The organism is Candidatus Binatia bacterium (assembly GCA_035631035.1).
Classification (GTDB): domain Bacteria; phylum Eisenbacteria; class RBG-16-71-46; order SZUA-252; family SZUA-252; genus DASQJL01.
In genome coordinates, this window is the sequence record DASQJL010000108.1 from 25,708 (window position 1) to 51,182 (window position 25,475).

General features: G+C 69.3%; 39 protein-coding genes. 21 read left to right on the forward strand and 18 right to left on the reverse strand.

The window, feature by feature from the left end; genetic code table 11:
* Positions 1-177: 177 nt before the first annotated feature.
* On the reverse strand, positions 178-600 hold the full coding sequence (locus VE326_11315; GenBank protein ID HYJ33798.1) for a hypothetical protein: 423 nt from the start codon (positions 598-600) through the stop codon (positions 178-180).
* 185 nt (positions 601-785) lie between these two features.
* Between VE326_11315 and VE326_11320 the strand changes: the two genes are divergently transcribed.
* The 21 genes from VE326_11320 (at position 786) to VE326_11420 (ending at position 8,354) form a co-directional block, all read left to right on the forward strand.
* Entirely contained in the window at positions 786-2,069 is a 1,284-nt protein-coding gene (locus VE326_11320) for a hypothetical protein (protein ID HYJ33799.1), read from the forward strand.
* Between the two features lie 2 nt (positions 2,070-2,071).
* Complete coding sequence (locus VE326_11325; GenBank protein ID HYJ33800.1) at positions 2,072-2,371, forward strand: hypothetical protein; 300 nt, start codon at positions 2,072-2,074, stop codon at positions 2,369-2,371.
* Positions 2,368-3,009 carry a hypothetical protein gene (locus VE326_11330; protein HYJ33801.1) on the forward strand — a complete coding sequence of 214 codons (642 nt, stop codon included), beginning with the start codon at positions 2,368-2,370 and terminating at the stop codon, positions 3,007-3,009. Before VE326_11325 ends, VE326_11330 begins: the two co-directional genes overlap by 4 nt.
* Entirely contained in the window at positions 2,987-3,202 is a 216-nt protein-coding gene (locus VE326_11335) for a hypothetical protein (protein ID HYJ33802.1), read from the forward strand. Before VE326_11330 ends, VE326_11335 begins: the two co-directional genes overlap by 23 nt.
* Positions 3,199-3,723, forward strand: coding sequence for a hypothetical protein (locus VE326_11340; protein HYJ33803.1), 525 nt, complete (start codon positions 3,199-3,201; stop codon positions 3,721-3,723). The genes VE326_11335 and VE326_11340 overlap by 4 nt, the downstream gene beginning before the upstream one ends.
* The gene (locus tag VE326_11345) at positions 3,720-3,842 is read left to right on the forward strand and encodes a hypothetical protein (protein ID HYJ33804.1); all 123 of its coding nucleotides are present in this window, start codon (positions 3,720-3,722) and stop codon (positions 3,840-3,842) included. Before VE326_11340 ends, VE326_11345 begins: the two co-directional genes overlap by 4 nt.
* Positions 3,839-4,141 carry a hypothetical protein gene (locus VE326_11350; protein ID HYJ33805.1) on the forward strand — a complete coding sequence of 101 codons (303 nt, stop codon included), beginning with the start codon at positions 3,839-3,841 and terminating at the stop codon, positions 4,139-4,141. Before VE326_11345 ends, VE326_11350 begins: the two co-directional genes overlap by 4 nt.
* Positions 4,138-4,359, forward strand: a complete 222-nt coding sequence (locus VE326_11355) for a hypothetical protein (GenBank protein ID HYJ33806.1) — start codon at positions 4,138-4,140, stop codon at positions 4,357-4,359. The genes VE326_11350 and VE326_11355 overlap by 4 nt, the downstream gene beginning before the upstream one ends.
* 32 nt (positions 4,360-4,391) lie before the next feature.
* The gene (locus VE326_11360; GenBank protein ID HYJ33807.1) at positions 4,392-4,703 is read left to right on the forward strand and encodes a hypothetical protein; all 312 of its coding nucleotides are present in this window, start codon (positions 4,392-4,394) and stop codon (positions 4,701-4,703) included.
* 1 nt (position 4,704) lies between these two features.
* Positions 4,705-4,995: a hypothetical protein gene (locus tag VE326_11365; GenBank protein HYJ33808.1), complete on the forward strand. Its 291-nt coding sequence runs from the start codon at positions 4,705-4,707 to the stop codon at positions 4,993-4,995.
* Positions 4,996-5,084: 89 nt separating this feature from the next.
* A complete protein-coding gene (locus VE326_11370; GenBank protein HYJ33809.1) occupies positions 5,085-5,261 on the forward strand; it encodes a hypothetical protein in 177 nt (58 codons plus the stop codon).
* Between the two features lie 29 nt (positions 5,262-5,290).
* A complete protein-coding gene (locus VE326_11375; protein HYJ33810.1) occupies positions 5,291-5,611 on the forward strand; it encodes a hypothetical protein in 321 nt (106 codons plus the stop codon).
* Between the two features lie 35 nt (positions 5,612-5,646).
* Positions 5,647-5,853 carry a hypothetical protein gene (locus VE326_11380; GenBank protein ID HYJ33811.1) on the forward strand — a complete coding sequence of 69 codons (207 nt, stop codon included), beginning with the start codon at positions 5,647-5,649 and terminating at the stop codon, positions 5,851-5,853.
* Complete coding sequence (locus tag VE326_11385) at positions 5,853-6,053, forward strand: hypothetical protein (protein HYJ33812.1); 201 nt, start codon at positions 5,853-5,855, stop codon at positions 6,051-6,053. The genes VE326_11380 and VE326_11385 overlap by 1 nt, the downstream gene beginning before the upstream one ends.
* A 27-nt stretch (positions 6,054-6,080) precedes the next feature.
* The gene (locus tag VE326_11390) at positions 6,081-6,320 is read left to right on the forward strand and encodes a hypothetical protein (protein HYJ33813.1); all 240 of its coding nucleotides are present in this window, start codon (positions 6,081-6,083) and stop codon (positions 6,318-6,320) included.
* A 37-nt stretch (positions 6,321-6,357) separates the two neighbouring features.
* Positions 6,358-6,843, forward strand: a complete 486-nt coding sequence (locus tag VE326_11395; protein HYJ33814.1) for a hypothetical protein — start codon at positions 6,358-6,360, stop codon at positions 6,841-6,843.
* Between the two features lie 33 nt (positions 6,844-6,876).
* Positions 6,877-7,152 (forward strand): hypothetical protein, encoded by a 276-nt coding sequence (locus VE326_11400; GenBank protein HYJ33815.1) that lies wholly within the window; start codon positions 6,877-6,879, stop codon positions 7,150-7,152.
* Between the two features lie 36 nt (positions 7,153-7,188).
* A complete protein-coding gene (locus tag VE326_11405; GenBank protein HYJ33816.1) occupies positions 7,189-7,401 on the forward strand; it encodes a hypothetical protein in 213 nt (70 codons plus the stop codon).
* A 49-nt stretch (positions 7,402-7,450) separates the two neighbouring features.
* Positions 7,451-7,717 carry a hypothetical protein gene (locus VE326_11410; protein ID HYJ33817.1) on the forward strand — a complete coding sequence of 89 codons (267 nt, stop codon included), beginning with the start codon at positions 7,451-7,453 and terminating at the stop codon, positions 7,715-7,717.
* Positions 7,718-7,740: 23 nt separating this feature from the next.
* The gene (locus tag VE326_11415; GenBank protein ID HYJ33818.1) at positions 7,741-8,088 is read left to right on the forward strand and encodes a hypothetical protein; all 348 of its coding nucleotides are present in this window, start codon (positions 7,741-7,743) and stop codon (positions 8,086-8,088) included.
* A 14-nt stretch (positions 8,089-8,102) separates the two neighbouring features.
* A complete protein-coding gene (locus tag VE326_11420; protein ID HYJ33819.1) occupies positions 8,103-8,354 on the forward strand; it encodes a hypothetical protein in 252 nt (83 codons plus the stop codon).
* Between the two features lie 326 nt (positions 8,355-8,680).
* Here VE326_11420 and VE326_11425 read toward each other — a convergent pair whose 3' ends face one another.
* From VE326_11425 to VE326_11505, 17 genes are all read right to left on the reverse strand, one after another.
* On the reverse strand, positions 8,681-8,950 hold the full coding sequence (locus VE326_11425) for a hypothetical protein (protein ID HYJ33820.1): 270 nt from the start codon (positions 8,948-8,950) through the stop codon (positions 8,681-8,683).
* Entirely contained in the window at positions 8,947-9,726 is a 780-nt protein-coding gene (locus tag VE326_11430; protein HYJ33821.1) for a hypothetical protein, read from the reverse strand. The genes VE326_11425 and VE326_11430 overlap by 4 nt, the downstream gene beginning before the upstream one ends.
* A 19-nt stretch (positions 9,727-9,745) precedes the next feature.
* The gene (locus VE326_11435) at positions 9,746-10,219 is read right to left on the reverse strand and encodes a hypothetical protein (protein HYJ33822.1); all 474 of its coding nucleotides are present in this window, start codon (positions 10,217-10,219) and stop codon (positions 9,746-9,748) included.
* Positions 10,216-10,374 (reverse strand): hypothetical protein, encoded by a 159-nt coding sequence (locus tag VE326_11440; protein ID HYJ33823.1) that lies wholly within the window; start codon positions 10,372-10,374, stop codon positions 10,216-10,218. The genes VE326_11435 and VE326_11440 overlap by 4 nt, the downstream gene beginning before the upstream one ends.
* A complete protein-coding gene (locus VE326_11445; GenBank protein HYJ33824.1) occupies positions 10,375-10,713 on the reverse strand; it encodes a hypothetical protein in 339 nt (112 codons plus the stop codon).
* The gene (locus VE326_11450) at positions 10,704-11,714 is read right to left on the reverse strand and encodes a GH25 family lysozyme (protein HYJ33825.1); all 1,011 of its coding nucleotides are present in this window, start codon (positions 11,712-11,714) and stop codon (positions 10,704-10,706) included. Before VE326_11450 ends, VE326_11445 begins: the two co-directional genes overlap by 10 nt.
* A gap of 16 nt (positions 11,715-11,730) precedes the next feature.
* On the reverse strand, positions 11,731-14,205 hold the full coding sequence (locus VE326_11455; protein HYJ33826.1) for a hypothetical protein: 2,475 nt from the start codon (positions 14,203-14,205) through the stop codon (positions 11,731-11,733).
* Entirely contained in the window at positions 14,205-15,176 is a 972-nt protein-coding gene (locus VE326_11460) for a hypothetical protein (GenBank protein ID HYJ33827.1), read from the reverse strand. The genes VE326_11455 and VE326_11460 overlap by 1 nt, the downstream gene beginning before the upstream one ends.
* 42 nt (positions 15,177-15,218) lie before the next feature.
* Complete coding sequence (locus tag VE326_11465) at positions 15,219-16,136, reverse strand: hypothetical protein (GenBank protein ID HYJ33828.1); 918 nt, start codon at positions 16,134-16,136, stop codon at positions 15,219-15,221.
* Positions 16,137-20,900, reverse strand: a complete 4,764-nt coding sequence (locus tag VE326_11470; GenBank protein HYJ33829.1) for a transglycosylase SLT domain-containing protein — start codon at positions 20,898-20,900, stop codon at positions 16,137-16,139.
* On the reverse strand, positions 20,900-21,229 hold the full coding sequence (locus VE326_11475) for a hypothetical protein (GenBank protein HYJ33830.1): 330 nt from the start codon (positions 21,227-21,229) through the stop codon (positions 20,900-20,902). Before VE326_11475 ends, VE326_11470 begins: the two co-directional genes overlap by 1 nt.
* A gap of 32 nt (positions 21,230-21,261) precedes the next feature.
* Complete coding sequence (locus VE326_11480) at positions 21,262-21,648, reverse strand: hypothetical protein (GenBank protein ID HYJ33831.1); 387 nt, start codon at positions 21,646-21,648, stop codon at positions 21,262-21,264.
* Positions 21,649-21,753: 105 nt separating this feature from the next.
* On the reverse strand, positions 21,754-22,347 hold the full coding sequence (locus VE326_11485) for a hypothetical protein (protein ID HYJ33832.1): 594 nt from the start codon (positions 22,345-22,347) through the stop codon (positions 21,754-21,756).
* A gap of 74 nt (positions 22,348-22,421) precedes the next feature.
* Positions 22,422-22,835, reverse strand: a complete 414-nt coding sequence (locus VE326_11490) for a DUF3168 domain-containing protein (GenBank protein ID HYJ33833.1) — start codon at positions 22,833-22,835, stop codon at positions 22,422-22,424.
* Positions 22,832-23,149 carry a hypothetical protein gene (locus VE326_11495; GenBank protein ID HYJ33834.1) on the reverse strand — a complete coding sequence of 106 codons (318 nt, stop codon included), beginning with the start codon at positions 23,147-23,149 and terminating at the stop codon, positions 22,832-22,834. Before VE326_11495 ends, VE326_11490 begins: the two co-directional genes overlap by 4 nt.
* Positions 23,146-23,493 (reverse strand): hypothetical protein, encoded by a 348-nt coding sequence (locus tag VE326_11500; protein ID HYJ33835.1) that lies wholly within the window; start codon positions 23,491-23,493, stop codon positions 23,146-23,148. Before VE326_11500 ends, VE326_11495 begins: the two co-directional genes overlap by 4 nt.
* Positions 23,494-23,511: 18 nt before the next feature.
* Positions 23,512-25,452, reverse strand: coding sequence for a hypothetical protein (locus tag VE326_11505; protein HYJ33836.1), 1,941 nt, complete (start codon positions 25,450-25,452; stop codon positions 23,512-23,514).
* Positions 25,453-25,475: the final 23 nt, after the last annotated feature.

Sequence of the window (25,475 nt, forward strand, 5' to 3'; positions counted from 1 at the left end):
GTCGGTTCTACTAGGGGGTGGCGCGGGGCGGGAGTCAGGCCGCGTTCCCCGCGGTCTGCATGCCCGCCCCGCGCCGGACGCGCCGCCGGGGCGTGCGGCTCCCAGTGGTTGGCGGCGCGCTGGTGCGGTACGCCCCGGCTGACCTCCCACAGCCAACTGCAACCGGGGCGCACGTCTCTATTCGTGCCGGTCGTGGCTGGTGAACCGCCGCCTGGACCAGCGCCAGCTCATGTGTCGCACGTACGGGTAGGCCATCCCGAAGAAGACCGCGATGGTGCGGGTCGGCTGGTCGGCGACCGAGAAGCACAGTGCCGCCACCGCGACGAAGGCCAGGAACAGCGCGTTCCAGCCCCACCAGGTGCGTTGGTCGATCGCGCCGGTGACCACGCCGGACACCTTGGCGGGCCTGGGCAGCCGACCGCTGGTGGTGCCGGCGATGATGTGCCGCGCGTTGATCCAGACGGCGCCGATGTTGCCGTCGGCCTTGTGGTCGTGGATCGAGGTCAGCAGCGCCTCGGCCCGCTCCGGCGGCATCGACAGGAACAGCGTAACCAGGTCGTTGTCCTGGTCACGTCGCTCGTCGGCCTCGACTTCGGTCACGCCCGCGCCCCTTCCCTCGTTGTCCCCGCCAACGGGTGACCTTGCGCTCGGTTACGCCTGCCGGGTGATGTTCATCCGATGGCGTTACTTACGTTGCGTGCCCTCGTTGCCCTACCTTAGTAGTCACCCCTGGTGGCCCGGCTCGGGCTGAGAGGTAGGGAAAGTTGTCGAATTACAACGGCGACGTGCTCGACATGATCGCGCGGTGTCGCCGCATCGGGTGGGTCGTAGAGAGCGCGCCGCGTGATCGTGGCGTGCGGTGGTGGTACCGGGTCTGTCCACCGGGGACGGCCAAGAAGATCGAGATCCACGGCAGCCCGCGCAACGGCGTCACCGAGATCCGCAAGCGGTGGAAGGATCTCAACGACCTTGGGTTCGCCGCGGCCGAGGCCGAGTGGGAGCGCCGGTACCGGGCCACCAAGAACAAGCGGCTCACCGAGGAACGCGAGAAGGCCGAGGCCGAGGCGAAGCGCCTGTCCGATGAGGCCACCAAGAAGGCCAAGCAGGCGGCGCTGACCGAGCGCGCGGCCGGACCGTACGCGGAGAAGGAACTGGAACTGGACTGGTTCCTGACGCCCACCCAGTTTCCGGAAACCCGGTGGCGCTGGGTCACTCCCGAAGCGGCCGAAAAGGTGCTGGAATCCATCAACACGCATAACCGCGACGAGTCCGAGGGTCGGATTCAGTACTTCGTCGACGAAATCGAAAACGAAGGCGAACTCGCCTCCACGCACCAGGGCGTCGCGGTGGACTGGAATGGCGTCTTCCAGGATGGACAATCGCGGTTCGCGGCCATCAGGCGCACCGGCAAGAAGCAGTTCATGGCCTGCACGGTGGGCATGGCCCCGAAGAACTTCGATTGCATCGATACCGGCCAGCCACGTACCGCCGCGCAGAACGCGAAAGTGGAGGGCGAGGCCGATCCGAGCATTCTCACCGGGGCCGCCGCGATGCTGTTGCGCATCGAGCGCGACAACACCCGCGCGCATGCCTCGACGCGGCGGATCAGCAACTCTGCGGTGCGCCGCTTCATCCGCGAGGCCGGCGATCCGCTGCGCGCCGCCGTGGTCGAGGCCAAGCACATTCGCAAGTCGCTGCGCCGGGCGAACGCGAACGCGCTGGTGGCAACCATCTATCTGATCCGCCAGGCGCTTCCCGGCGACACGCGGGTGGATGAATTCTTTGAGGCGCTGCGCACCGGCAACGCCCCCGAGACGGACTACGCCTGGGAATTGCGCCAGAAATTCATCAACGGCCGGACCGTCAACGGCGGTAACCGGGCGTATCCGCAGTGGATCGCCGCCGCGCTCATCCTCAAGGCGTGGCGGCACAAGCACAGCGGTTCCGACAAGAGGTTGCAGTTCCGGCCCGCCGACGAGCCATTCCCCTACGTCTACCTGCCGCCCAAGGATGACGAGACTGCCGCTGCGGTCGTCGCGGCCTCCGTCGAATTGAGCGAGGCGGCCTAGGCATGTACGACGTGTACGGGGGCGTGACCGAATCCGGCGCGGAGATGCGCCGGCTGCTGGAGCGGGTGCGCGAGGACGCCGAGCGCACCGGCTGGCACTGGCGCTACCTGGAAACCGGCATGATTGCGCACGCGTTGGCCGCCGGTGCCCATGGTGGATTGAACCGGGTGGCCGCCTGCGGCATGTTCCCGCGCGGCTATTGGAGTGAATGGCTGGGCGGCGGCAGTCAGCGCGAGTACGAGCGGGCGGCGACGATGCCCAAGTGCCGGCGCTGCATGCGGAGGGCGGTGGAGCAGGCGTGAGTCTGGCGGCGGTCGGGCCGGCCGGTGGCGGGCACCTGGACGGGCTGTGCGTGACGGTGCGCCGGGAGAGGCGCAAGAAGCACAAGCGGGCACGCCCGCAGGTGGGGTTCACGCTGCACGAGGCGACCTGTGGCTACGTGGCGCGGGCCGGGGACGGCAATGTCATGCCGGCCCCGGCCACGCCGTACCCGAACACGGTGGACTGCACGTACTGCAAGCCGACCGGCAAGCACAAGCTGACCTACGTGGACCTACCCGACGGGACGGTCGAGGCGGCCTGCTCGTGCGGGTCGGCCTCGGCCGTCGCGGGCACCCGCGGCGCCGCCTACCTGCGGCTGCTGCGCAGCCACGAGGAGATCCGCACCAGGCCGCCGCGACCGGCACAGAAGGCGACCCGCAAGTCGACAACGACCACGGTGACAACGACCACGGTGACAACGACGGACGGCAGACGACGTGGTCGCCACAACGGCGACCACGTCGTCAGGCTTGACTTCTCCACCCTGCCGAGCGGGCAGGTGCTCGTCACCTGCACGGGCTGCGGTGAATCCGCGGACGGCCCGACCAGGAACGCGGCGAAGCTGCGGATGTGGCGGATGCACAGGAGGGCGAAAGATGTCTCGATCTCCGACTCATGACCTGCCCCGGTTCACCGAGAACGAGGAAGTGGCGGTGAACCTGCCCGGCCTGCGCCAGTCGCTGTACGGGCGGGTCGTCCGTCAGGACGGCCTCACAATCACGGTCACCGTCTTCCGCGGCGAGGAACGCGCGAGGATGACCGTGGACGCCGACCTGGTCCGGCCGTGGTTCACCCGTGGGAGTGGACGGTGAGCGGACTGGTCCTGCGCTCGCCGCGCTGCCCCGGCTGCGACACCCCGCCCGTGTTCGCGTTCGACGCGCAGGGCTTCTGCGGCACCTCGGACTGCCAGGTGGTCACCTGGGACCGCACCGACCGGCCCGAGACGTTCAAGGCCAAGGCGGTGAAAGTCGACCTGTCGCCGTTGCTGGGCGACAACGTCGTCGTTGCAGTACCCGTGAGCAAGCCCGCAGAGGACTGGCAGGAGTTCAGCAAACCGATCCCCGAGATGGACCCGCGACACGTCGCCGCGCTCGACCACGCGCACGCCATGTCCCGGGACATGGCGTCCTGGGCGTACGGCTACGCGCGGCACCTGATCGGGGAGGGTGTCGGCGACATGGAGGCGTTCACCCGCGTCGCGGGGGGCGTCGCGCAGCAGTTGGCCCAGTGCGCCGGCAACCCGAGTGACGCGTTCGGGCTGGCCATGACCACGATCGCCTTCTTCGCCACCAACACCGAGGCGGAACCCGAGGACCAGGACGGGTCGGCGTGAGCCCAGTCGCGGTGTCCGTGCTGGCCGGACTCGCCGGGGGCACCGGCGCGCTCCTCGGGGTCGTCGTCGGCGGCGCCGTGCTGATCACGCGCCGGGACCGGCGGGAGGGCCGACGATGAGCGACAGGATCCACGTCCCGGACGGCGCGAAGCTCGACGTGCTGTTCGCGGGCGGCGCGCACCACTACTGGTCCACGCACTGCCGCCACGACGACCACGACGCCTGTAGTGCAACCGAGCTGGCGCCCGGCGTGCCGCGCAAGCCGGCCCAGTGCAAGAGGTGCGGCGCGGCGTGCATCTGCCCGTGCCACGACACACGCCGGGCAATGCTCGACCTGCTCGACGCCCTGCAAGGCGTGGAGCTACCCGAGCACGTCAAGTCCGCGCACCGGATCGCACTGGCGGCGGTGGACCGGTGACCAGCCGCGTCCCGGCGACGCGCCGCCTGCGCTACCTCAGCGCCGCGTTCGTGACGTGCATGTTCACCGTCGCCGCCCTGGCCCGCTTCATCCGGCCGGGCGGCAACTGGGCAACCTGGACCGCGCTGACCCTGTGCGGGGTGTCGTTCGTGCTGCTGTCCATCGCGTTCCGCGACGCGAAGCGCGTATACGGCGACCACACCGACGAGGTCGAGTAAGAGGCCGGGCGCGATGGGGTTGGATCAGAGTCATGAGCCCGCTCGCCCGTTTCCTGCACAAGTGGTCCGCCGCGCTCGCCGCCTACGAGGAGGCGAGCGCCCGGTTCAACCGGGTGACCGGCGAGTACCTGGCGCTGATCGGCACGCCCAAGCACGGCGAGCCGGGTGCGATGGCCAAGCTGCGCGGCGAGCGGGCCCAGCTCTACACCGAGACCGAGGTGCGCATCCTGGCCAAGAAAGACTTCTACCGGCAGAAGGCCATCTCCGACCAGCAGTTCTGGTCGGCCGAGGCGACCATGTACGGCATCGCGGCACTGGTCGAGATGCTGCGTGAGGAGGGGTGACGTGAACGGTGAGCCGATGATCGACGCTGGGGCCAATCCCGCGCGGCGCAGCCTGGGGTTCGACCTCGCCCGCCTGCTGGGTGACGCGTCGTTTCGTGCGCGCCTGCGCGCGATCGGCCACGAGGGCGAGGTCCTTGTCCCGATCTTGCCTGGCGACAGCTTCGCCGCCTTCTTGGAACGCCTGGACGACCACACCGACCGCTGCCTGCTCGCCTTCCGCGACGCCCGCGCGCCGCATGGCTGGCGGCTGGCGTGGTGGCACGAGCCGCGCGCCACCGACGCGGCGTACTGAGAGGACTGCCGAAAACTGCCCGCGCTGTGGCCAACCACCGGTCCGTCGCCGACCTGGTACCGGCGGCTGTGGCGGTGACGAGTAGACGGATGTGGAAGGTGATCGATACCCTGGCGCACTTCCTGTACTGCCCGACCATGTTCTTCCGGCGGTGCGCCCGCGAACGGTGGCACCACCGCATCCACCTGATGCCCGGCCGGTGGTTGGCACCGATCTGTGACCGGTACGAGCGGTGGCTGGGCGTGACGCCGGACGAGTTGACGTAGGGACCGCACTAGTGGGAGGGGCATGCCCCGTGATCCGAGACGACCTCATCAACGCCCTGCGGAGCGTCGAGCTGCCGGCCGAGGTGCGCGCCCGCGTGCCGTACGGTGAGCTGGCCGATGCCGTGGAGCCGGTGCTGCTCGGGGCGGCCGAGCGCATGGCGGCCAAGTGCTATCTCGACGCCGAGATGCGAGCCGCCCGCAAGCGCGGCCAGGAGTTGGGCAGCGTCGCCGCCGAGCAGCCGTCGATCACCTGCCCGAAGTGCGGTGGAACCTCGTACAACGCCAACGACATCCGCAAGGGCTACTGCGTCAAGTGTCACGAGCGGACCGGCACGCCGACGCGGCTCTAGTTGACGAAATCCGTTATCGACCAAGGGAGGTGTTCATGCAGGTTGCGTCGTGGCAGCCGGACGAGCCGGTTGCCGAGGTGCGTTCGGGCGAGACGGTCGCCGAGTTGTACGCGGCCCTGCCCGAGAGCGAGTGGGTGATCGTGCACGGGATGCTCGTCAAGCGGATGGGCGACCCGCCGACCCCGGAGGACATCCAAGACTTTCGGCGCATCGCAGAGACGCGGGGCAAGGGGCCAATCTGATGGACCTGTACTTAGCGAACGGCCGAAAGCTGGGCCGCGTGGAATCCCATGCCCTGCAAGCGATGGAGGCCAACGGCCAGCCACCCGAGGTGGTCGTGTGGGGTGAGCGGATGTTCGCACTCAACGCACACGGTCGCTACGTCGAGGGGCTGGCGTGGGTCATCACCGATACCGAGGACAACCGGCTCGTGCTGAGTTGACGAATTCAGGTTATCGACCATTGAGGAGTGTTCATGCAGGTCAGAGGGCCGTGCGCCAACCATCCGAACCGGCCCGGTGCGTGGCTGATGGAAGACGGCTCGATGCGGTGCGACCCGTGCTACTACCGCCGGCAGGGCCGGATCGAGGCCGCCGAGACGATCTGGGCCAAGGCCAAGCAGTTGCGCGCCGAGTTCCGCACCGGCCAGTACGGCATCGAGTACGTCAACGGCTTCGAGGACGCCTTCGCGCTGATCGACCCCGAGTAGTTGACATACTTCGATGTTATCGACCAACGGAGGCTCGATGAGCACCAAGAAGGGCCGGTACGGCGACCCGCGTAAGCGCAGGCCGATGGGCGATCTGTACGCGGCGGCGCAGCCCAGTGGAGCCAGCGATCCGCGCAAGCTCGGCGGCTCGATGTCCGGGCCGGGCGGACCGCACGACCGGGGCGCGACGGTCATCGACGCGACCGACGCCATCCTGCTCGACTACACCGAGGTCTGCACGATCGACACCGTGCGCGGCGGCGTGCTGGGCGGGCAGGCGATCTTCATGACGCTCGACGGGCGGATCAACAAGACCACCGACCGGGTGCGGGTCGGCTACATCTTCGACACCGACGGGGCCGCCGCCATCATCACCGAGCTACTGGCGCTGGCCGACCGATTCGGCCCGGAGATGCTCGACGATGTGACCCGCCGGCTGACCTCGCTGTACCGCGACAAGCACGTCGACCTCGCCTGGCTGCGCGCGGCCATCGACAACGCGATCGAGAACGCATCAGGTTGACATACCTCCTGATTATCGACCAACGGAGGGCTAATGCTGCGACTGCACCTGTACTGGAAACGCGACAGCGGCGACATTGACCTGGGCGACTGCTACCACGATGTGCTGCCGCCGGTTGGGTCGTTGATCTCGCACACGTCGCCGGAGCACGAGGGCGGGGTGTGGCGGGTCGCTCTGGTCTACTTGCACCCGGCGTATGAGGGGTCGATGGCGGTGCGAGCCGTTGAGATGGGCCGGACGCCGCCGGACGGGCAGGTCGGGATGGTGGAGCTGTTCGTGGAGCCCGCCGCGGGGCCGCACGCACCTTGACGTAAGTCGCGGTTATCGACCAACAGGGAGGGCGATATGGCACGTGACCAGGGCGTCTACGGCCTGATCTTCAATGGACTGACGACGGCACTGACCAAAGAGCAGTGGATGCCGCTGTCCGAGCGGGAACGCGTCGCCGCCGCGATCTACGACACGCTCGAGGGTGCGGGGGTGGAGTTCCATCGCGGCGGCCTGGACCGCCTGTGGCGGGTGGCGGCCGAGCACGCCAACAAGCTGCGGCAGAACTGACGGCAGCCGGGTTAACAGAATCACCGTTACCGACCAAAGAGGAGACGTCATGGCCGGTCAGGGCGGTCCGGCGCGCATGCCGGTTCACGGGGACTGCCGCTGGCACCGAGGCAGGGCCGCCGCGTGGTGGCTGCCGGACGGCACATTCCTGTGCGACCCGTGCATGTACCGACGGCAAGCGATCAACGAGGTCATCGACTACGTCACCAACGATCTACCTGGGATGGACCCGGCGACGCGGGCCGGGGTGCTCATGTCGATGCGCAGCTTCCTTGCCAACCGCCCCGAGGCCAATATTGACGTACGCACGGCTTGACGTAATCACGATCGAGGAGCGTCGTGACCCAGATGATCCCGGACCCGACCGACGACACGGTGTGGTTCATCGGCTCCGCTGCCGAAGCCGAACTGGGCGTGCAGGTCGGCGACGCCACCCTGTTCAACGTCCATACCCCCGACCTGTGCGCGGGACAGCACTGTGTGGTCCACCGCCCGTCGGCGCACCACATGCGCGGCTGGCGGCTGAACTGGCGCGGCGACCGGGGCCTGATGGAGCGGCTGTGCCCGCACGGCACCGGCCACCCGGACCCCGACGACCTCGCCTACCACTACCGTGTCGGTCGGGGCTGGATGGGCGTGCACGGCTGCGACGGCTGCTGCGCGGCCCGCGACCTGCCCGTCCGTTGATCGTTGAACCCGGCGTGGATGACGGGGACGGGACGCATCCGCTCGCGGATCTGGTCATCACCTGCACCCGCCGGGACGGCTCGACCTACATCCGGCGCATCCCGCGCCCGCGCTGGTACGCCGAGGTGTACCGGCTGTGGCGGCTCGGGCTCAACGACGGGGAGATCGCCCGCTCGCTGGAGCGGCCGGTCGACACGATCTACACCGCGCGGGCGCGGCAGATGAAGCTACCCCGCAACACCTACCCCGGCGGGCAGGACCGGTGAGCGACGCATAGTTGCGGCCCGGCCGGGTGCGACCGACCGGGCCTGGTGGGCGAGGAGGCAGTGGGTCGACGCGCCCGCTCCTGCCCAGGCCACGTCGCGTCGACCTTTTCAGTTGTGTCTCCCTGCGGTGCGCCTCGCGGGTTTGGGGCCTCGCGGGGATTGCCCATCAGGATGCGGTACGCGCCGGTTTGATCGGAAGACTCCGGCGGGTGAATGAATACACCCATGCATCCTGCAAGGTGCGGAATGCAAAAAGCCGCCCCGCTCCCGACCGGAGTCGGGAGCGGGGCGTACCCCCTGGTGCATCGAGCGTCTCGGAGCAGATCCTACTTGCTGCGGGCGGCGGCGAGTAGCCGCGCCACGGTCTGTGGCGAGTAGACCCGGCCGCGGGTCCACAGTGCGGTGACGATCGGCGCGGCGGTGGCGATGACGGCGAGCAGGGCGGCCTGGACGTGGTCGTTGATCGGCAGGCCGAGCGCGACGATCAGCGTCAGCAGCGCGGCGACGGCGGTCGAGATCATGCCGATGGTGACTGCGGGTTCCGCGTCGGTGTTGTCCGGGGCGGGCTCGGGCGGCAGGCTGTTGTAGACGGTCACGCGCTCTCCTGTTCGGTGAAGCAGCCGCAGCCGCCCCAGTCATCGCGGTCGACGTCCTGCGTAACCTCGACGCGCTCGCGCAGCGCGGTCAGCGTGAGCGGCTTAAGCGTGCCGCCGCGCCGGTTCCGCAGGATTGATACGTCCTTGCCGAGGTAGTCGCGCATCTCAGCCTCGGCCCGCTCCTCGGCGGCGTAGCGCTCCGGGTTGACCTCCAGCAGTCGCGCCCATTGCGCCTGCCCGCCCCGCACGCAGGCGCCGCCGCAGTTGTTGTGGGCGAACCCTTGGGCGTACATCCGGGGTGGCTCGATGCCGCGCGCCCTGGCCTGCTCGATCAGGTGGCGCTTCTCGACGTAGGGCGGCGAGCACAGCGGTGCGGCGACCGACCACTGCCCGTACCCGCGCCGGATGGCCGGCAGGCGGTGGGTCTCGGTCCAGTCGATGCCGACATACACGGTAGTGGCGGCCGGGTCGGTGTTGGCCTCCAGCCATTCCCGGCACGGCACCTGCTTGAGCTTGTGCGAGCACGGCGCGATCCGGGTGTTGCCGATGTGCCGCACGTCGCGGAAGAGCTGCCACGGTGTGCGCCCGTCGGCCACCACGGTGATCGGCACGCCGATGTCGCGGGCCACGTCCTCGTTGAATCGGTACAGGTCCGGGTCTTCGACCTTGGTGTCCGCGAACAGCAGCACGAGATCATCGGTGCCGTGTTCGTCGGCGACCCGGCGCGCGGCGGCCCAGCTCGTGATGCCGCCGGAGTACATGACGACGTGGCGCACGGTGGGCACAACGATCAACTCACCGGCTCGGCGACGGGCTGACCGACGGGGTCACGGTCGGCGGGCCGGGATCGGTGGCGATGCGCTGGTAGACGCAATCGCGCAGCTTGTTGTCGAAGTCGGGGCCGGATTCACCGGGGTACAGGCGCGAGCACTCCCCCAGCGCGATCTGGGCACGCAGGATCGCGGCGATCGCGCTGCCGGTGCGGGCCGCGCCCTGCCGGTAGCAGGTGCCGGTCGCGGTGGTGCAGTCGGCGATGCGGGCGTTGGTTTCGCGGGTCTGGCTGGCGATGGTGTTGTTCTGCCCGGCGACGATCAGCACGGCGATCATGCAGACGGTCAGCACGCAGAGCAGGCCGAACATGACCATGGTGGCCTTGCGGCGGGCCAGCTCGGCGGCCGACACGTCGCCGCGTAGCCGCTGCGCGTCGCGGTGGATCTCTGCCAGGAACTCGCCGAGGGTCGGCGGCACCGGCACGTTGGGGTCGGTCATGGGTTGGGCTCCCGTGGCGGCGGAAAGGTTTGCTCGTGCTTGTCGTCGTCGGTCTTGATGTCGGCCGACAGCCGCCGGACCTCGGCCACCGCGCGTTCCAGCATCTCGACGATGACCATCACGCGGGTTTCGATGTCGGCTCCCGAAGCGGGCACTTACAGCACCTCCGGGTCGATGGGCGCGGCACGGCGACGGGCGACCTCGGCACGCACCTCGCGCTCGCGCTGCATGGCGTTGAGCAGCCGGCCGGATTCCTCGGCGGCGTTGGTGGCACTGTTCAGCGCCGGGATGACCCGGTCGACGATGAGCGCGTTGAGCCGCTTGTTGTCGTCTTCGAGCCGGTCGGCGCGCTCGCGCTCGCGCTGCACGGTGCCTTTGGCGAACCAGATGCCGCCGGCGGCGATGAGCCCGACCGCGCCGTACTGGGCGAGCGCGCCGAGGTCGACCCCTTCGCTGGCTACCGCGTACGCAGGCCACAGCGCGGCTACGACCACGGGCGGTCCGCGAAGGTGTCGATGGCGAGCAGGCCGGGGCCGTGGTTTTCCACGGTGACCTTGTCGCCGGCCGCGCCGTCCAGCGGAAACGACCAGTGGGCGCCGGTGTCGCTGACCTGCACCTGCGCGTCGGTCCAGGACTTGCCGCCCACGAACCGGGCCACCCGCACGTCGCAGTCGCCGAACGCGGCGGACAGGCACAGCCAGCCCTTGCCGCCGACCACGGCGTGCGAGGTGAACAGGGCGCGCTCGCCGGGTGGAAGTTCTACGTGCACGTCGTCGTCCTCTCCGGGCGCGCTGGTGGATGCCGGCGTCGTTGCGTTTATGGCGGTTACGGCGCCGGGGTGGATCAGCGCCTTGAACTCGTCGAGCGAGCCGCGGAAGGCGTTGGCGTCGACCGTGGGCTGGCGTCCGACCGTGGTCTTGGAGCCGAATTGCAGGACGTGCGGCGTGATGCCGCCGTAACCGGCCCAGCGCCCACTGGTGTCGCCGGGATAGGCGCTGCGGTAGTGCGCGCTCGGGTTGGTGCCGTAGTTGGAGGCGACCACCGGGCAGGTGATGCCGCGCAGGCTGGCGTAGACCCACTTCGGGCAGTAGGCCAGCGGCTGGTGGTGGGGCAGCCGCGTGACGAAGTGCGCGGTGGCGGCGTTGATGGTGGCGAGGCTGGGCGCGCCGCCGTTGTAGGCGAACGGCTCGCAGTCCCACATCCACTCGAACGGCTCGGTCGCCGCCCATGGTGCGGCGGCGAGCACGGTGTCGATGAACCAGTCGACCTGCTCGACCACGTTGGTGTTCCACAGCACGTGGTACGCGCCGAGGATCGGGATGCCGGCGGTCCGGCCGCGCCGCATCGCCTGGGCGAAGTACGGGTCGCGGTAATGCTTCGGCCCGTCCGTGGCCTTGTGGATGAACACGTCCACGCCGTCGCGGCGCATCGCCGCGAGGTCCATGCCGCCGCGCTGCCAATCGTGGTTTGAGCAATCAACCTTGTAGATGGTCACGCGGGCTGGCCTCCGTTCAGCGTCGGTTCAGGTCGCGGACGGAGTTGGACAGGAACTTGAGCATGTTGGGGCGCAGCCGGCCGACGGTCAGCGTGACGGTTTCCCGGTCGGACGAGTCGAGTTCGATGGCGATCGAGGTGACCCGCAGCTTGTCGTTGACTTGCAGCCGGCCGGACGTGATGGACACGTGCACGATGTCGCCGAGCCCGATCAGCGCCGGGTCCCACACGCCGGGCGCGAGGGTGATGTCGTAGACGGGCTGGAGCCGGGCGTACTGGTCGTAGACGGTCGCGCCGAACTGGAGCAGGGTGTCCGGGGTGAGCACGTTGGGGTTGCCCTCGCTCTTTTCCCAGCGGCCTTCCGGGCGGCGGAGCAGGTCGGCTTCCTCGGGGCTGCCGGCGGCCGGGATGATGATCGGGTTCTTGGTCAACTCGTTGCCGCCGGATACCCGCACCAGGTTGGCGTAGTCCTGTACCAGGTCGAGGGTGCGGTTGACCTGTTGGATCGCCCCGCCGTAACCGGCGGCGAAGTCCAGGCGCACCCCGTTGTCCGCGCCGCGCATCGAGTAGTACAGGTTGACCCGCTTGGCCGGGTCGATGTCGATGTCGAAGCCGGGCAGGTTGACCATGAGCACGTCGAGTTGGGTGTCGTTGTCGTGCTGGCTGGCCACGATCGACACCGGGCCGGGCGCGCCGATCCGCTTGATCGCTGCCCAGACGGTGTCGCCGTCGGGCACCTGGTAGCCGGGTGAGTAGATCGGCGTGCTGACCGGCCAGATCCCCTTGGTCAGGCCGAGCGCCCCGCCGGGCAGGCCCTGGGTGTCGCTGATCAGCGTCCAGACGATGTCGGAGAGCATCGTGCCGTCGGGGAACGACTTGTAGCCCGAGCTGGCCAGTGGTCCGGACGTGTCCTGGTAGACCAGGCGCCGGTCGAGCAGTCCGCGGTAGTCGACGCACCGGCAGGAGACGGTGTGCGTGTTGGCGTCGATGCGGTCGTCGGCGGCGGCGAGCCGGCAGAGCACCATGTCGACGCCGTTGCGGCGCCAGAGCACGTCGGTGACGCCCTCACCGATCTGGGTGGCGTCGAACCGGCCGGTGAGCGGGTCGGGGTAGCCGGTCAGTTGGAACTCGATGGTGGACGGCTCGGTGAGGTTGAGGGTGATTTTCCGGCCGGACGCCTGGGCCAGCTCGTAGTTCACGCCGGTGCGCCACGGCCCGACGACGAGTGCCTGGGTGGGTGCGGCCGGCAGGTCGGCCACCGCCGGGCCGGACCAGATCGGCGGCGGAGGTGGTGGTGGCGGCGCGGGCACGTTGACGCTGTCGATCGACATCGCGCCGTACATGCCGAACCCGGCGTTGGATAGATCGATCGGCAGGGTCGACGTGACGGCGGTCGTCCACACGCGACCGTCTGGTGAGTTGTCGAAGTAGAAGATGCCGGCCGCGTCCTGCCGGAAGCGCACCCACGGCTGGTACGGGACCTCGTTGTACACGAGGACGCCGTCCACTTGGGATCGCCACCAGACCTGCTGGAAGGCGGATCGGTCACCGCTGCCGGTGCCGAACAGCCAGCCGACGTACGGCCCGGTGTTTTCGTTGGGGCGGATGTAAATCTCGTGATCGCCGCCGGCCGACTCGTAGTCGACGGCGCCCACGTGCAGCGTGAGCGCCGAGTCGGTCAGGTCGTAGGTGGTCTGCGAGTAGACCGCGCCGAAGACCGGAATGTCGAGCGTGCCGGTGCCCTGGGTGCCGCCGTCGGTCCAGAGCGTCGAGTCGATGGACGTGCCGCTGAAGTCGTCGACCAGGGTCGCGAACTTGGCCGGGGCGCGCAGCCCGAGCACCTGGGCGATCGACGTGACCGGCGCGGCGAAAGTCCACTGTGGCGCGGTGACCGTTCCGGCGTTCACGTTGCGCCAGACGACGGCGGTCGTGCCGCCGTTGGCCGCGCCGGTGTAGAGGGTCGTCCACTGGGCCGGGTCCGGGCTGGTGACCGGCGTGGCCGACGAGTTCCACCACATCGCGACGATAGCGGCCGACCCGTCTTCGGTCGGTTCGATCGAGCCAGCCGACGGCGGGGTGGCCGTCGTGTCGCTCTGCCCGGAGTTGGCGAGCCACGCGTGCAGCGGGTCGCGGGCGCCGGTCCAGACCGTGACGTCGACCCGCGCGTTGGCGCTGTATCCGAAGGAGACGGTCAGCGTCGCGTTGCTCAGCCCGAGCTGCCCGATCCAGGTCGTCCACACCATCATGCCGGCGGGGCTGGGCGCGTTCGTGTTGAGGAGGTAGTTCGGGGCGAGCGGGTACGTGGTGTACCACGGTCCGCCGTCAACCAGTTGGATGTTGGTGACGCCGTTGTTGTACGCGCCGCCGAGCGCGGTCGAGGTCGTGATGACCCAGAGCGTCGCACCGGGTGGCGCGTAGATGCCGTGCACGACGGCCGACGTGGCGTTGCTCGCGGTCGCCGTATAGATCGGCGGGTGGGACGCGACGGTCACTAGCTCGCCCGGTACATCCGCCGGTACGCGGAGAACCGCAACCCGGTCATGGTGACGCCGGTGTTGCCGGCCAGCGAGTACGGCTCCACGTAGTACCCGGCGCCGGGGATGATCTTCACGCCGAGCGCGGTGGCGGTCAGGATGTTGCCGTTGGGGATCGCGTCGCCCTTGTTCTGTGCGAGCAGCGTGCCGGTGATGCCGTTGACGCCGATGCCGATCTCGCCCCAGGTGGTGACGCCGCTGAACACGGCGCTGACTTGCAGGTCCCAGATGCCGGGGTGGCGTAGGAAGATCTGCGTGCCGCCCGAGTTGAGCGTGGTCAGGTGCCACGGGTCGTCGTCTTCGGCGATGAAGTGGATGCCGTCGCGGTCGGCCTCGCCCGATCCGTTGGGCACGGCCAGGCTGGTCGAGCGGGACAGGGTGACCCCGCACTGGTGTCCGCACGGGTCGCGCAGGTCGGTGATGGTGTAGCCGGACGACTGACCGGGGTTGACCTTGACCTGGGCGAGCGAGATGGCGTTCATGTTGGCCGCACTGGGCATGCCGGACCCGGTGTCGAGCATGAGCCGGTAGCACCAGGCGCTGTCGGACACGCCCATCGCGAGCTGCTGGTCGTCGACCTGGGCGATCAGCCGGTGAAACAGCGACGTGCCGCCGCCGTTGGCCGGGATCGGCACGTCGACCGGCCCGGACGCGGCGAACACGTACCGCTCCTGGGCGGACGCCCCGGCAATGCCGGTGGGGGCAGTGACGCCGACGCCGGCCGAGACGGTGACCGTGTTGGCCGACGTGGTGGTGACGTTGAAGTCGTCCGGGTTGGCCACACCCGCCGACGGGCAGGCCGGCGCGATCAGCGTGCGCAGGTCACCGACCGACCAGTTGTAGGCCGTGGTGCCGGCCGGCGCCTGCATCCACACGGCGTAGTCGCGCATGTTGGCCTGGTCGTTCGAGTACACAAAGGTGTCGGCCACGGCGACCCTTTCGGACGGTGGAGGCGGTGGTGGGCAGCGGGGCTAGAAGAAGCGCGGGCTGTGCTGGACGACCAACTGCCCGCTGGCCCCGTCGTCGCCGCTGGCGAACGCGAGGGTGGTCGTGCCGGGCTCGAGCAGGAACCACCGCGACACCGACCAGTCGACGCGGTTGTAGAGGCTCTGCGCCGGGTCGCCGTCGAGCAGGACGGTGCGGCGGGCCACGTCGATGACCACGGAGTGCCCGTCCGGCACGGTGTAGTTGCCGAAGGCGATCCGCACGCCGGTGGTGTAGTTGATGATCTGCGGCGACGCGCACGGCCCGGTGATGGTGAACACCGGCGCGGCCGGCGCGCTGCCCACGTTGGTGATGGTGAGCAGGTTGCCGCCGTCGCCCGCGGCGAGGCTGAGCGCCGGGCTGCCCGCGTCGCCGGGGGCCAGGTACAGCGCCGCGCTGCCGGCGTCGCCGGGGTCGAGCGAGAACCCGGCCCCGGTCTGCGGGTACGCCGGCCCGGTGACGACCGGCTCCAGCGCCTCGAACAGCCCGGTCGGCGCGGCGAACGCCAGCGACACCTCCAGATAGGACGTGTTCTTGCTGCCCACCGTGCAGGTCATCGGCGTGGCCCGCAGTTGGATGCGGCGCTGCTGCTCCCAGCCGTCGCACTGCGCGTACAGCCAGGGCCGCCGCGCCGGCTGGCAGATCGCGCGCAGCGTGTCCAGGTGCTGGTGGCGGGTGCCGGCGTCGTCGTTCCACACGGTCAGCGCGAGCTGTACCTGCCGCGAGCCGGTCAGGCTGGACAGGTCGACGGTGCCGGACACCCCGGTCGCGTCGGTGACCACCTCGCGGATCGTCGGCGAGCCGAAGTCGTAGCTCTTGCACTTGTACGGGCTGTCGTAGTTCATCCCGGCGGCGGCGAACCGGACCTCGGCGGCCCCGTCCACGAGGGAGAGCGTGGTACCCACTCAGAACCTCCGGGTCAGGTGCGGGATGACCGCGTCGGCGACCCTGCGGCCATCCAGGTTGAGGTGGGCCGGGCGGGTGGACAGCGCCTGCGCGAGCCGGTTGATCGTCCAGTCGTCGAGGCGCATCTCGCCGCCGTTGCTGCTGACCGCCTCGGCGTGCTTGACGTAGGCGCGGGACTCGGTCGGGGTCAGCACCGCCTCGGGCGAGCCGGTCGCGTTGTACCCGAAGTCTTTGAGCCAGCCGCCCGCGTCGTAGCCGTGCCCGTGGCCGAGTACCCCGAGCACGTCACCGTGGTAGCGGTGCTTGACGTAGTTGAGCGCGGCGAGCAGGTTGTCGTAGCCGTTGTAGATGTTGCCGTGGCCGGGGAAGGCGTACTGCAAGAACGTCGGCGGCGTGGTCTGCATCAGGCCACGGGCCAGGTTGTTGGGCCAGTTGACGTCGTGCACCTTCTGGATCGCCAGCTCGTTGCCGCTGGACTCGGTGACGATCTGGCGCAGCACCGCGTTGACGTAGTCGTTGCTGGCCGGGAATCCGTTGTCCCGCAGCGCCTGCTCGACGGTGGCCCGCCACCGGTTCACGCCGGTGCCGGCCGCCTTGCCGGGGTCGCCACCCCCGGCGATGCCCGAGTTGACCCGGGCCGCGCTGGTCAGGATCTGCTTGATGATCCCGCCCCACAGCCCGCCGACGGTGACGTTGGCCGCCTTGGGTGCCGCCGTGCCGCCGCCGGGGACGCTGACGAACTTGTCGCCGAGCTGCGGCAGGTACATGACGTTGGGGAAGCTGAGCACGTTCGACGTGTGCGGGCCGATGAGGATGCCGTCGCGGGAGTTGGCCGCCTCGAAGTTCAGCCCGCCGAGGTTACCCATCGTGTGCCCGGCGTTGAACCCGACGGTGAACGTGCCGGTGCCCGGCTTGAACCCGTGCGCGGTCAGGAACGCCCGCTCGTTGCCGGTGACGAAGTACCGCTTGTAGTCGGCGTTGCCGGTCAGCCGCGCCCACACCTCGCCGACCAGCGACGAGCAGTCGTAGGCGGTCGGCCCGTTGGCGCCCATCACGTAGGGCAGCGGGTCGACGGTGCCCTTGAGCCAGTTCTGCACCGCCGCGACGGACGAGCCGCCGGCCGCCGAGGACAACACGCCGGCCGAGCCCATCAGGGCGTTGATGTTCTGCTGGATCGGCTCCCACCAGGTGTCGATCGGCTTGTTCAGCGGCAGCACGAACCCGCCGCCCGAGTAGAACCGGTCGGCGTTGATGGCCTCCAGTGCCATGCGGTGCTTGCGGGTGGACTTCGCGTTGACCACGAACTCTTCGGCGTTGAGCATCGCCGGGATGTTGTCGGCCGCGTCGTGCGGCGACCAGCCGCCGACCAGGCCGCCGGCCGCCTTGAACTGGACGGGACCCTTGTGCTGCGGCACTGGGCCGAACGGCACTGTCTCACCAGTCGACGGTGGCGTCCACTGCACAACGTCGATGCCGTACAGCTTCGCGAGCTGCGCCAGCCCTTGGTACTGCTGGTAGATGTGATCGAGGCTGATCTTCGCAGAGCCGTTGTCGGTGATCTGCAAGTTAAATTGGTGGTCGAGCAGCTTCGAGTTTTCGTAGAGAGCCTTGGCCGCATCCTTGGTCAGGTTCAGGTGACCCAGAAGATCACCGAGGGCCTTCCCCTGCTTGTCAAACGCGGTGTTCGCGTCGTCAACCGCCCGCCGGGCCAGCTCGTTCTGGTGCCGGCTGCTTTCCAGCGTGTTGGCGTAGTTTTCGTGGGCCAGCTTGAGGTTGCGCTGCTGTTCCAGTTCGTTGCGGCGCGACTCGGCAAGGCTGTGCTTAGCGTCGACCACGTCGGGCGTGCCCTCGACGCCCTGCTTCTGCGCGAGTGCGAGCTTGTCGCGCAGGGCCGGCGCGTCGGCCTGAAAGTCGGCGAGCGCGTTGCGGGCCTCGTCGAGGCTGACCACCGCCTGGCGACGGGCCAGCGCCTCGGCGGGCAGGCCGCGGGTCTGTACCTCGGCCAGTTGCGCCTCGACGAGCCGGATCTTCAGCTCTTCCTCGTTGTCGCCGATGTCGCGAACCTGCCGCTGCAAATCCTTGAGGTTCTGGATCGCGTCTTTGCGGGCCTGGGTCAGCGACTTCTGCGCCTGCTCGGTGGCGTAGTGCGCCTCGGCCAGACCGTGCTCGGCCTCGGTGACACCGTGCAGCGCGTTCTCGTTGGCCTGTGCGGTGGACTGCGCGGTCTGCGCCGCGCTGTACCGGGCGTCGTCCGCGCTGCGCTGCGCGCTGAGGTAACTGGCGTACGCGTCGGCGACCGTGTTGACGGTCTTGACCTCGGGGCTGAACTCGTCGCCGAGCTGGCTCTGGAAGTTGGAGAAGACCGTGTTGTTGGCGGTGATCGCGTCGGTGACCTTCTTCCACGACACCGCGTTCTGGTCAAGCGCCGGGGTCAACGCGTCCATCGCGGCCTTGACAGCCTCGGCGGCGGCCTTGTCGTCGGTCAGCGCGTCGGCGGCGGCGTCGAAGTCCTTTTCGTTGAAGTACTTCTTGACGGCGAGAATCGGCGACAGGGCCGCCAGTCCGGTGGGAGTCTTGTCGGCTGCACCCTGCTTCGTGCGGATCGCGTCGATCTGCGCCTGGATCGCCTCGGGGCTGCCGCTGGCGATGGCCTGCACGACGCTGGGCAGTTCCACCCCGTACTTATGGGAGTGCAGGGCCAGGTCACGCAGCGCCGAGTCGCCGGCCGCCAACTGGCTCACAAACTCCTGCGAGATCTGGCCGGTGGACTTGTAGCTGTCGGCAAGTTGCTTGAGCGACGACGCGAGGGTGTCCGAGGTCTGCTTCTGTGCGGACATGGCACCGGTGACGCTGCCGACGGCCGCGCCAACCGCGGCGCCACCAGCCGCTGCAACCGGGCTGCCAAACATGCCGACACCGGCACCGACACCGGCGCCGGACAGCGCGCCGCCGAGGATCGGGTGACCCGCATTGGCCAGCGCGCTACCACCAGCGGTGGCCGCCAGCGAAGCGCCGAGAATGACGCCGGTACCCAGTCGACTATTCGCCAGCGCGCCCATGCGGCCGAAGAAACCAGGCTGAGCTTGCGGGCCAGCCGGCCCGGTGTACATGCCGAAGCCGACACTGCTGGCGGAGGTAGTGGCGTTGTAGCCTTTCGCGGCGGCGGTGGCCTCGGCCCACATGGTCTTGACGCCAATAGCCGCCGCCCGAACCCGCGCCCCGAACACGGTGTACGCGGCGGCGATGGTGAGGATGCCGGCCGCGAAGCCGGGATTGCCCATCTGTGACAGCCCACCCACCAGGGAGGTGACGCCGTCCACAACATCGCCGACGACCGACAGCACCGGGTGAAGCACCGCGTACAGGTCGGTGAACGCCTTGACCAACTTGCCGATGTCGACCACCGCGGCGTCGATGAAGTCGAGGAGTCCCTTGAGGAACCCGACACCCTTCGGGTCGGTCAGGTCGGCGACCAGCGTGCCGAACGCCTTGCCGATCGCCGGCCCCTTCTTGGCGATGGCGTCGATGTACTGTGCCGCGTTGCGCGCCGCGGTGGCCATGCCGGGCAGGGCCGCCTGGGCGAACCCGGCCAGCCCCTGCTCGATCTTGGGAAGTGTCTTGCCGAGCGGCGTGAGTACGTCGGCGATCTTCGGCTTGAGCGCCGCGAAGTCGATGCCGATCTGCGGGATGACCAGCGCCAGCTCGTCGGCAAACGGCCGGGCCGCGCCTTGCAGGGTCTGGCCCATGTCGGCGGCGAGGCTGGTCGCGGCAGCCTTGACCCGGTAGTCCTTGGCCGCGATGACGATGCCGGTGGCGATGCCACCGACGCCGAAGCCGAGCGCGACCGCAGAACTGATCGCGGCGCCAATGAGCGGCGCCCCGGCGGTGATGCCGATGGCGATGGTGCGGGCCGCGTGCGGGCCGACGCCGCCGATGCCGGGCAGCACGTTCAGGTACTCGGCGAACTTCCGGAAGCCCTGGGTGCGCTCGTTCTGCTCGCGCTTAGCGTTTTCCCGGTACGCCTGCGCCTCGGCCTTGCCGAGGACCTCGCGCTGCTTGCGGGCCTTCTCTGCGGCGGCATCCGCGTCGTCGGCGGCCTTCTTGTTGCGACGGTCGTTCTCGGCGTGCGCGGCGCGCTCGGCCTTTTCGATGTCCTGTTGCAGCTTCTGGGCGTCGGCGACCTTCTTAGCCGTGCGCTGCCGATCTTCGTTGTACGCCTGCTCTTCTAGGCGGCCCATCTTGGCGCGCTGCGCCTGCGCGCGGCGGTAGTCCTCGGCGTACGCGGCCACCTCGGCGTCGGCACGCTTCTTGGTCGCCGCGACCGACGCCGCCGTCGCGGCGGCCTCCCGGCGCGCCTTTTCCCGGTATGCCTCAGCCTCGGCCGACCCCATCTGCTTCTGGGCGGCCCGCTGCGCTGCGAGCAGATCGGTGACCTGTTGCCGCAACATGCGTTGCTGCACCGGCGATATGAAATCGCCTTCGGCCTCGACCTTAGCCTTGACGGTGACCTTCTCGGAGGACAGCGCCTTGAGCTTGGCCTTGGCCGGCGCGGTGTCCACATCGGCCTTGACCTTGGCGGTGGTCTTGCCGGCCTCGTCCGCCGCGGCCCTGACCTTGGCGACCACGGCTGCGGTGTCCGCCTCGACGGTGACCTTGACCTTGGTGCCGGCGGTGGCTTCCTTGAGTCCGGCGGTCAGCTCCTCCTTGAACCTGGAGAAGTCCGGCTTGATGGCGATGAGTGCTTCTTCGATGACAGTCGCCATCAGCTCACCTCCACGAGGCCATCGCCCATTGCGGCGCCGAGATTGCGGATGCTCAGGTCCTGTTCGTAGTCCTCATCGAGCAGCAGACGCGTCTCGGTGATTTGCTCGCCTTCGGGCGTGAAGTCGACGCGGGCAGCGAGGTCGAGGCGCTGCTTGCGCATCTCGTCGACCACGGCTTCCTCCATGACGAGGAATGCCTGGCGGGCGCTGAGTTTGGAGAACTGCATGAGCGCGCGTTCAACCGCGCCCCAGTACGCGGCGGCGCGGGACAGGATCAGCCGGCGCCGCTCGGCGGTTTTGCCGGTGTAGCGTTCCAGCAGCCAGCGCACCAGTTCGCTGATCTGCCGGGTGTCGATACCGGCTAGCTGGCCTTCGGGTTCAGCGACACCACATTGGACGGCTGACTGTCGGTGCTGACCGGCTTGTCCTTCTCGCCCTTGCCGGTGTAGATGCCCAGCAGCCAGTCCAGGATTTTTCCCACCTGCTCCGAGGCCAGGATCTGCTCATCGTCGTCGCCGTCGTAGTCGATGGCCGCGACGAACCGCTCCCGGTCGGCCGGAACCAGTACCATCCGGAAGAAGTCCTTGGTGGACTCGATGCCGTCGGTGTCTTCGCCGAGCGACATCAGGTACTTGTTCATCTTCTGCCACGGCACGCGCTTGCGGCCGGTGTAGGTCTGGCCGCCGACGGTGAACGTGACCTCGCCACGCTGCTCGGCCAGCCAGCTATCAAAATCTTTATAGCTCAACGAACATGCCCCTTTTGCTATGTGCCTGATAAGCCTCACGGCGGCGGTTCAGGCGGGGCTATTTGTTACGCGCGGCCCCGCCAGGCGCGCGGTGGATTCACCGGATCAGGTCTCGTCCGGGTTGAGCGTGTCCGAGCCCATGATCTTGAGGATCTTGGAGCCGTCGGTCGGCTTCTCCAGCGAGAACGAGCACACGATGAGCTGCTTCTGCGTGCCCTTCTTGTTGTCGATGTTGAGCGACCCGCCATTGAGGACGCGCCGGAAGATGAAGCGCAGGTCGTTGTTGGTCGGGTCGGGGCTCGCGTCCCAGCCGAGCATCACCCGCTGCTCGGTGCCCAGGTCCGGCGGCTCGAATGTCCAAGAGGTGCCGTCCCCGAGAATCACGCCGCCGTTGAAGGCGATCTGAAGATTGCGGTAGGTCATTTCCGCCAGCGACACGTCCACCTTGGCCTCGCGGGAGGTGGGCGTGTAGGCGATCGGCTCCAGCTCCTCGGCGACCTCGACCTTGTCGATGGTGGTCGAGTAAGTGAAGGTGCTACCTGCGTCGGTGTAGCCGAGCGGCACCCAGCCGACCGTGGCCGGGGCGACCGGCGCGGGCCAAGCGTCGGTCTCCGTGGTCGGCTCGGGCGTGCCGAGCGGCGCGATGTAGAGCAGGCCGGGCTTACCGAAGCGCACCGCAGCCGAGTGGAAGTTCGCCATGGTCTTTTCCTCCGGACCTTGGGCATGGAAAAGCCCCCGGAACCTGCTTCCGGGGGCGAGGGGTTCAGCCGCGGTTAGACGGCGCGTACAACCATTCGTGCATCCACGATGTATCGCGGAGTGTCGCTGACGGGATCAGGAAGCCACAGCACATTGATGACTTCGGCCGCGTCGAGACGCCCGACCGGTGTGACCACCGCGTCGAGGTAGGCAAGAGATTCGATTTCACTGACCAGCGCGGCGGTGATGGCTTTCGCCTGCGGGCGCTGGCTGGCGTAAATGTCGAAGCTGATCCGGGCTTCGTCGGCCGGCACATCGCTGCCGGCCTGCGGCGAGCCGCCGACCCGCGAGAGGATCACGCTGGGCAGCGGCGTGCCCTTCGGCATCGCCATGTAGATCTTGTTGCTGACCAGGGGCGCGACGGACGTGGTGAGCAGCCAGCTCTTGACCACATCCTCGGCGTCCACATAGACCCGTGGCAGCGTCATGACCGCAGCTTTCTGACGGCTTCGATGGCGGGCCGGACGTGGGCGCGCTGGCCGACCCGTTCGCCCTCGACCTCGCCGTACTGGTTGGCGATGGCGTGGCCGAATTCGACGTAGGACCAGAACGGCGACGACGGGTTGCCGATGGCCGCGCCGTTCTCGAACTCCTGCGCCTGGTAGCCGGCGGCAAGCCGGCCCGAGCTGCCAGCGAACTTCTTGGCGGCGATCTTCCTGGTCTCGTCGACCACGTGCTCGGCGACGACCAGGCAGTGCCGCTTCGCGGCCTCGCCGAAGTGCTCTTCGGGTTCGCCGATCACGGCAGACCCTCCACCAGACGCAATTGGCCGGTCACGTACTTCATGCCGAGTACGGTGCGGTGATCGACCCACACCACCCGGTAGACGGTGCCGTCCGCGGTGTCGCGTACCCACGAGGTGTGGGTCAGCGGCACCTCGTCGCATTTGAACCGGCGGTACACGCTGGACTGTTCACCGCCCTGCATGATCTCCGCGCCGCTGACTGCCCGGCTGAGCACGGCGCGCACGTTCGACGAGCTGACGGTGCGGGTGGCCTCGGTGTCGTCGCCGTAGGGTTCGTCGTCGCTCTGCGCGACATCAAGGTCGAGGACGTCGATCAGGTGGGTGTGAAACGGGATCGGCATCGACGTCGGCCCCTCTCGCTAGAGCGGCCGAACCACCAGGCCGGCGTTGGGACGGATGACGTAGCGGCTGGACGGGGCTGCATGCGGGCGGATCACGTAGCCGGTACGGGGACGAACCACGTGGCGGGTCAGCACCCGCAGCGGCGGGGCGATGTCGGATTCGATGGCCGTACCGAGGTTGACCGCGCGCACGCGGCTAACCGGGAAAGCGGTGTCGGTCTCGACCGCGACGCCGGGGACAATCAGGCTCAGCCGTACCGGGTGGGCGGTGTCCGTCTCGACCGCGGTGCCGAGGCGCACCGTACGGGTACGGGTGACCGGCTGCGCGGCGTCGGTCTCGGTCGCAGCCAGTGGGCTGACGGTCTTGACCGGCCGTACCGGGTTGGCGTGCCCGGTCTCGACCGCGGCACCGACGGTCAAAGCGCTGAGCGCGCCGTGCGAGGCCAGAGCCGTCGAAGCCGCCGCGGTGGCCGTGCCGATGGCGCGCCGCCTACCGGCCGCGGTCGAGGTGATAGTGATCGACGAGCTGGCGCCGGCTCCAAAGGAGTGGCGACGACCGGCCGCCGCCACCATCAGCGTGACCGTGATGCCGTCCGCGGGACCGGGCTCGGATGCCCCGCCGTGGCTGGCGATCCGGCTGGCGGCCGTGGTGGCGGCGGTGCCGGCGGCCACCTTCTGGAACGTGGCGTGCCCGGACGCGGCCAGGTAAACGGTCACCGGGATGGTGTCGAACAAGGCGCCGCCGGCAGCGGCGCCAGTCGAATCGATCGCCACCGAAGTCGGCACGTCGGCCGTACCCGTCCGGTCAGTGGCGCCCGGCGCGTCGATCGAACCGGCACCGGGCAGGTCCGCAGCGGTGCCGATGCGGCCGGTGAAGCCAGGCAGGCCGATCAGTGCGAACGCCGACACCGCGTACGGCGCGCCGGTGGCCTTGGCGCCGGTCCCACTGCCGGTACCGGCGCCGCCCGCGTCGGCGCTGCCGGCGTCGGACTTGGCGCCCTGCGCGGCGGCCAGGGCGAGGTCGGCCACGTCGGCGCTGCCGGTGCGGCCCTGGGTGCCCTGCGCATCCAGGGTGGCGGTTGCCGGCGCGTCAGCGCTGCCATCAACCGTCTTGCCGCCGGCAGCCTGGGCACTCGATGTGCTCGCCGCGGCGGCGGGGCCGGTGTGCTCGCCACCACCCTCGGCGGCGAGGTCGGCGGCGCCAAGCAGGTCGACGCCGCCGCCGGTCGGCGCGGTCTGATTGTCGACGCTGCCGGTCGCCGGCAGGTCGGCGGTGCCGTTTCCGGTGTGCGCGCCGGCACCGTCGGCGCTGGCGGTGGTGACCGTGGCGGCGGTGCCGGCGACGGTCTTGGTCCCCGTCGAGGCCGTGCTGGCGCTGGCCGGCTCGTCGACCCCACCGGTCCGACCCACCGTCGAGGTGGAACCGATGCTCGCCGCGGCCGTGGCGGCACCAGCGCCGCTGTGCCCACCCGCGCCGGCCTGCCCGGCGATGACGTCGGCGCCGCTGACCTGCCCGCTGCCCACCCCACGGTGCACGCCGGGGTTGACGATGGTCGCGGTGGCCGCGACGTTGACCGCGCCGCCGCGCGGGCCGTGCACGCCGGTGTCGTCGACCGCGCTGGTGGCCGGGAAGTCGAATGCACCCTCGCCGGCCTTGCCGCCCGTGTCGCCAAGCGTGTTGGACGTGGTGGCGACGGCGGCGGTGCCGGTGGCGTACCGACCGGCGACCAGCGCGAGGCTGCTCGTGTTGGTGGTGCCAGCCTGGCCGGCGGCGGTCTTGCTGCCCGTGTCGGCGAGCGTCGTGCTGGCCGGCAGGTCGGCGGTGCCGCTGTAGGCGGCGGCCGACGGCGCGCCGAACAGGTCCGGGTCGACCAGCGCGTCCTGCGGCGCGTAGACCGACAGGTCGTTGAGGGCGCGGACCTCGGCGACGGTGAGCAGGCTCGGTGCCGGAGCGGCCATGCGGTAGACGCCCCTCCCCGGTA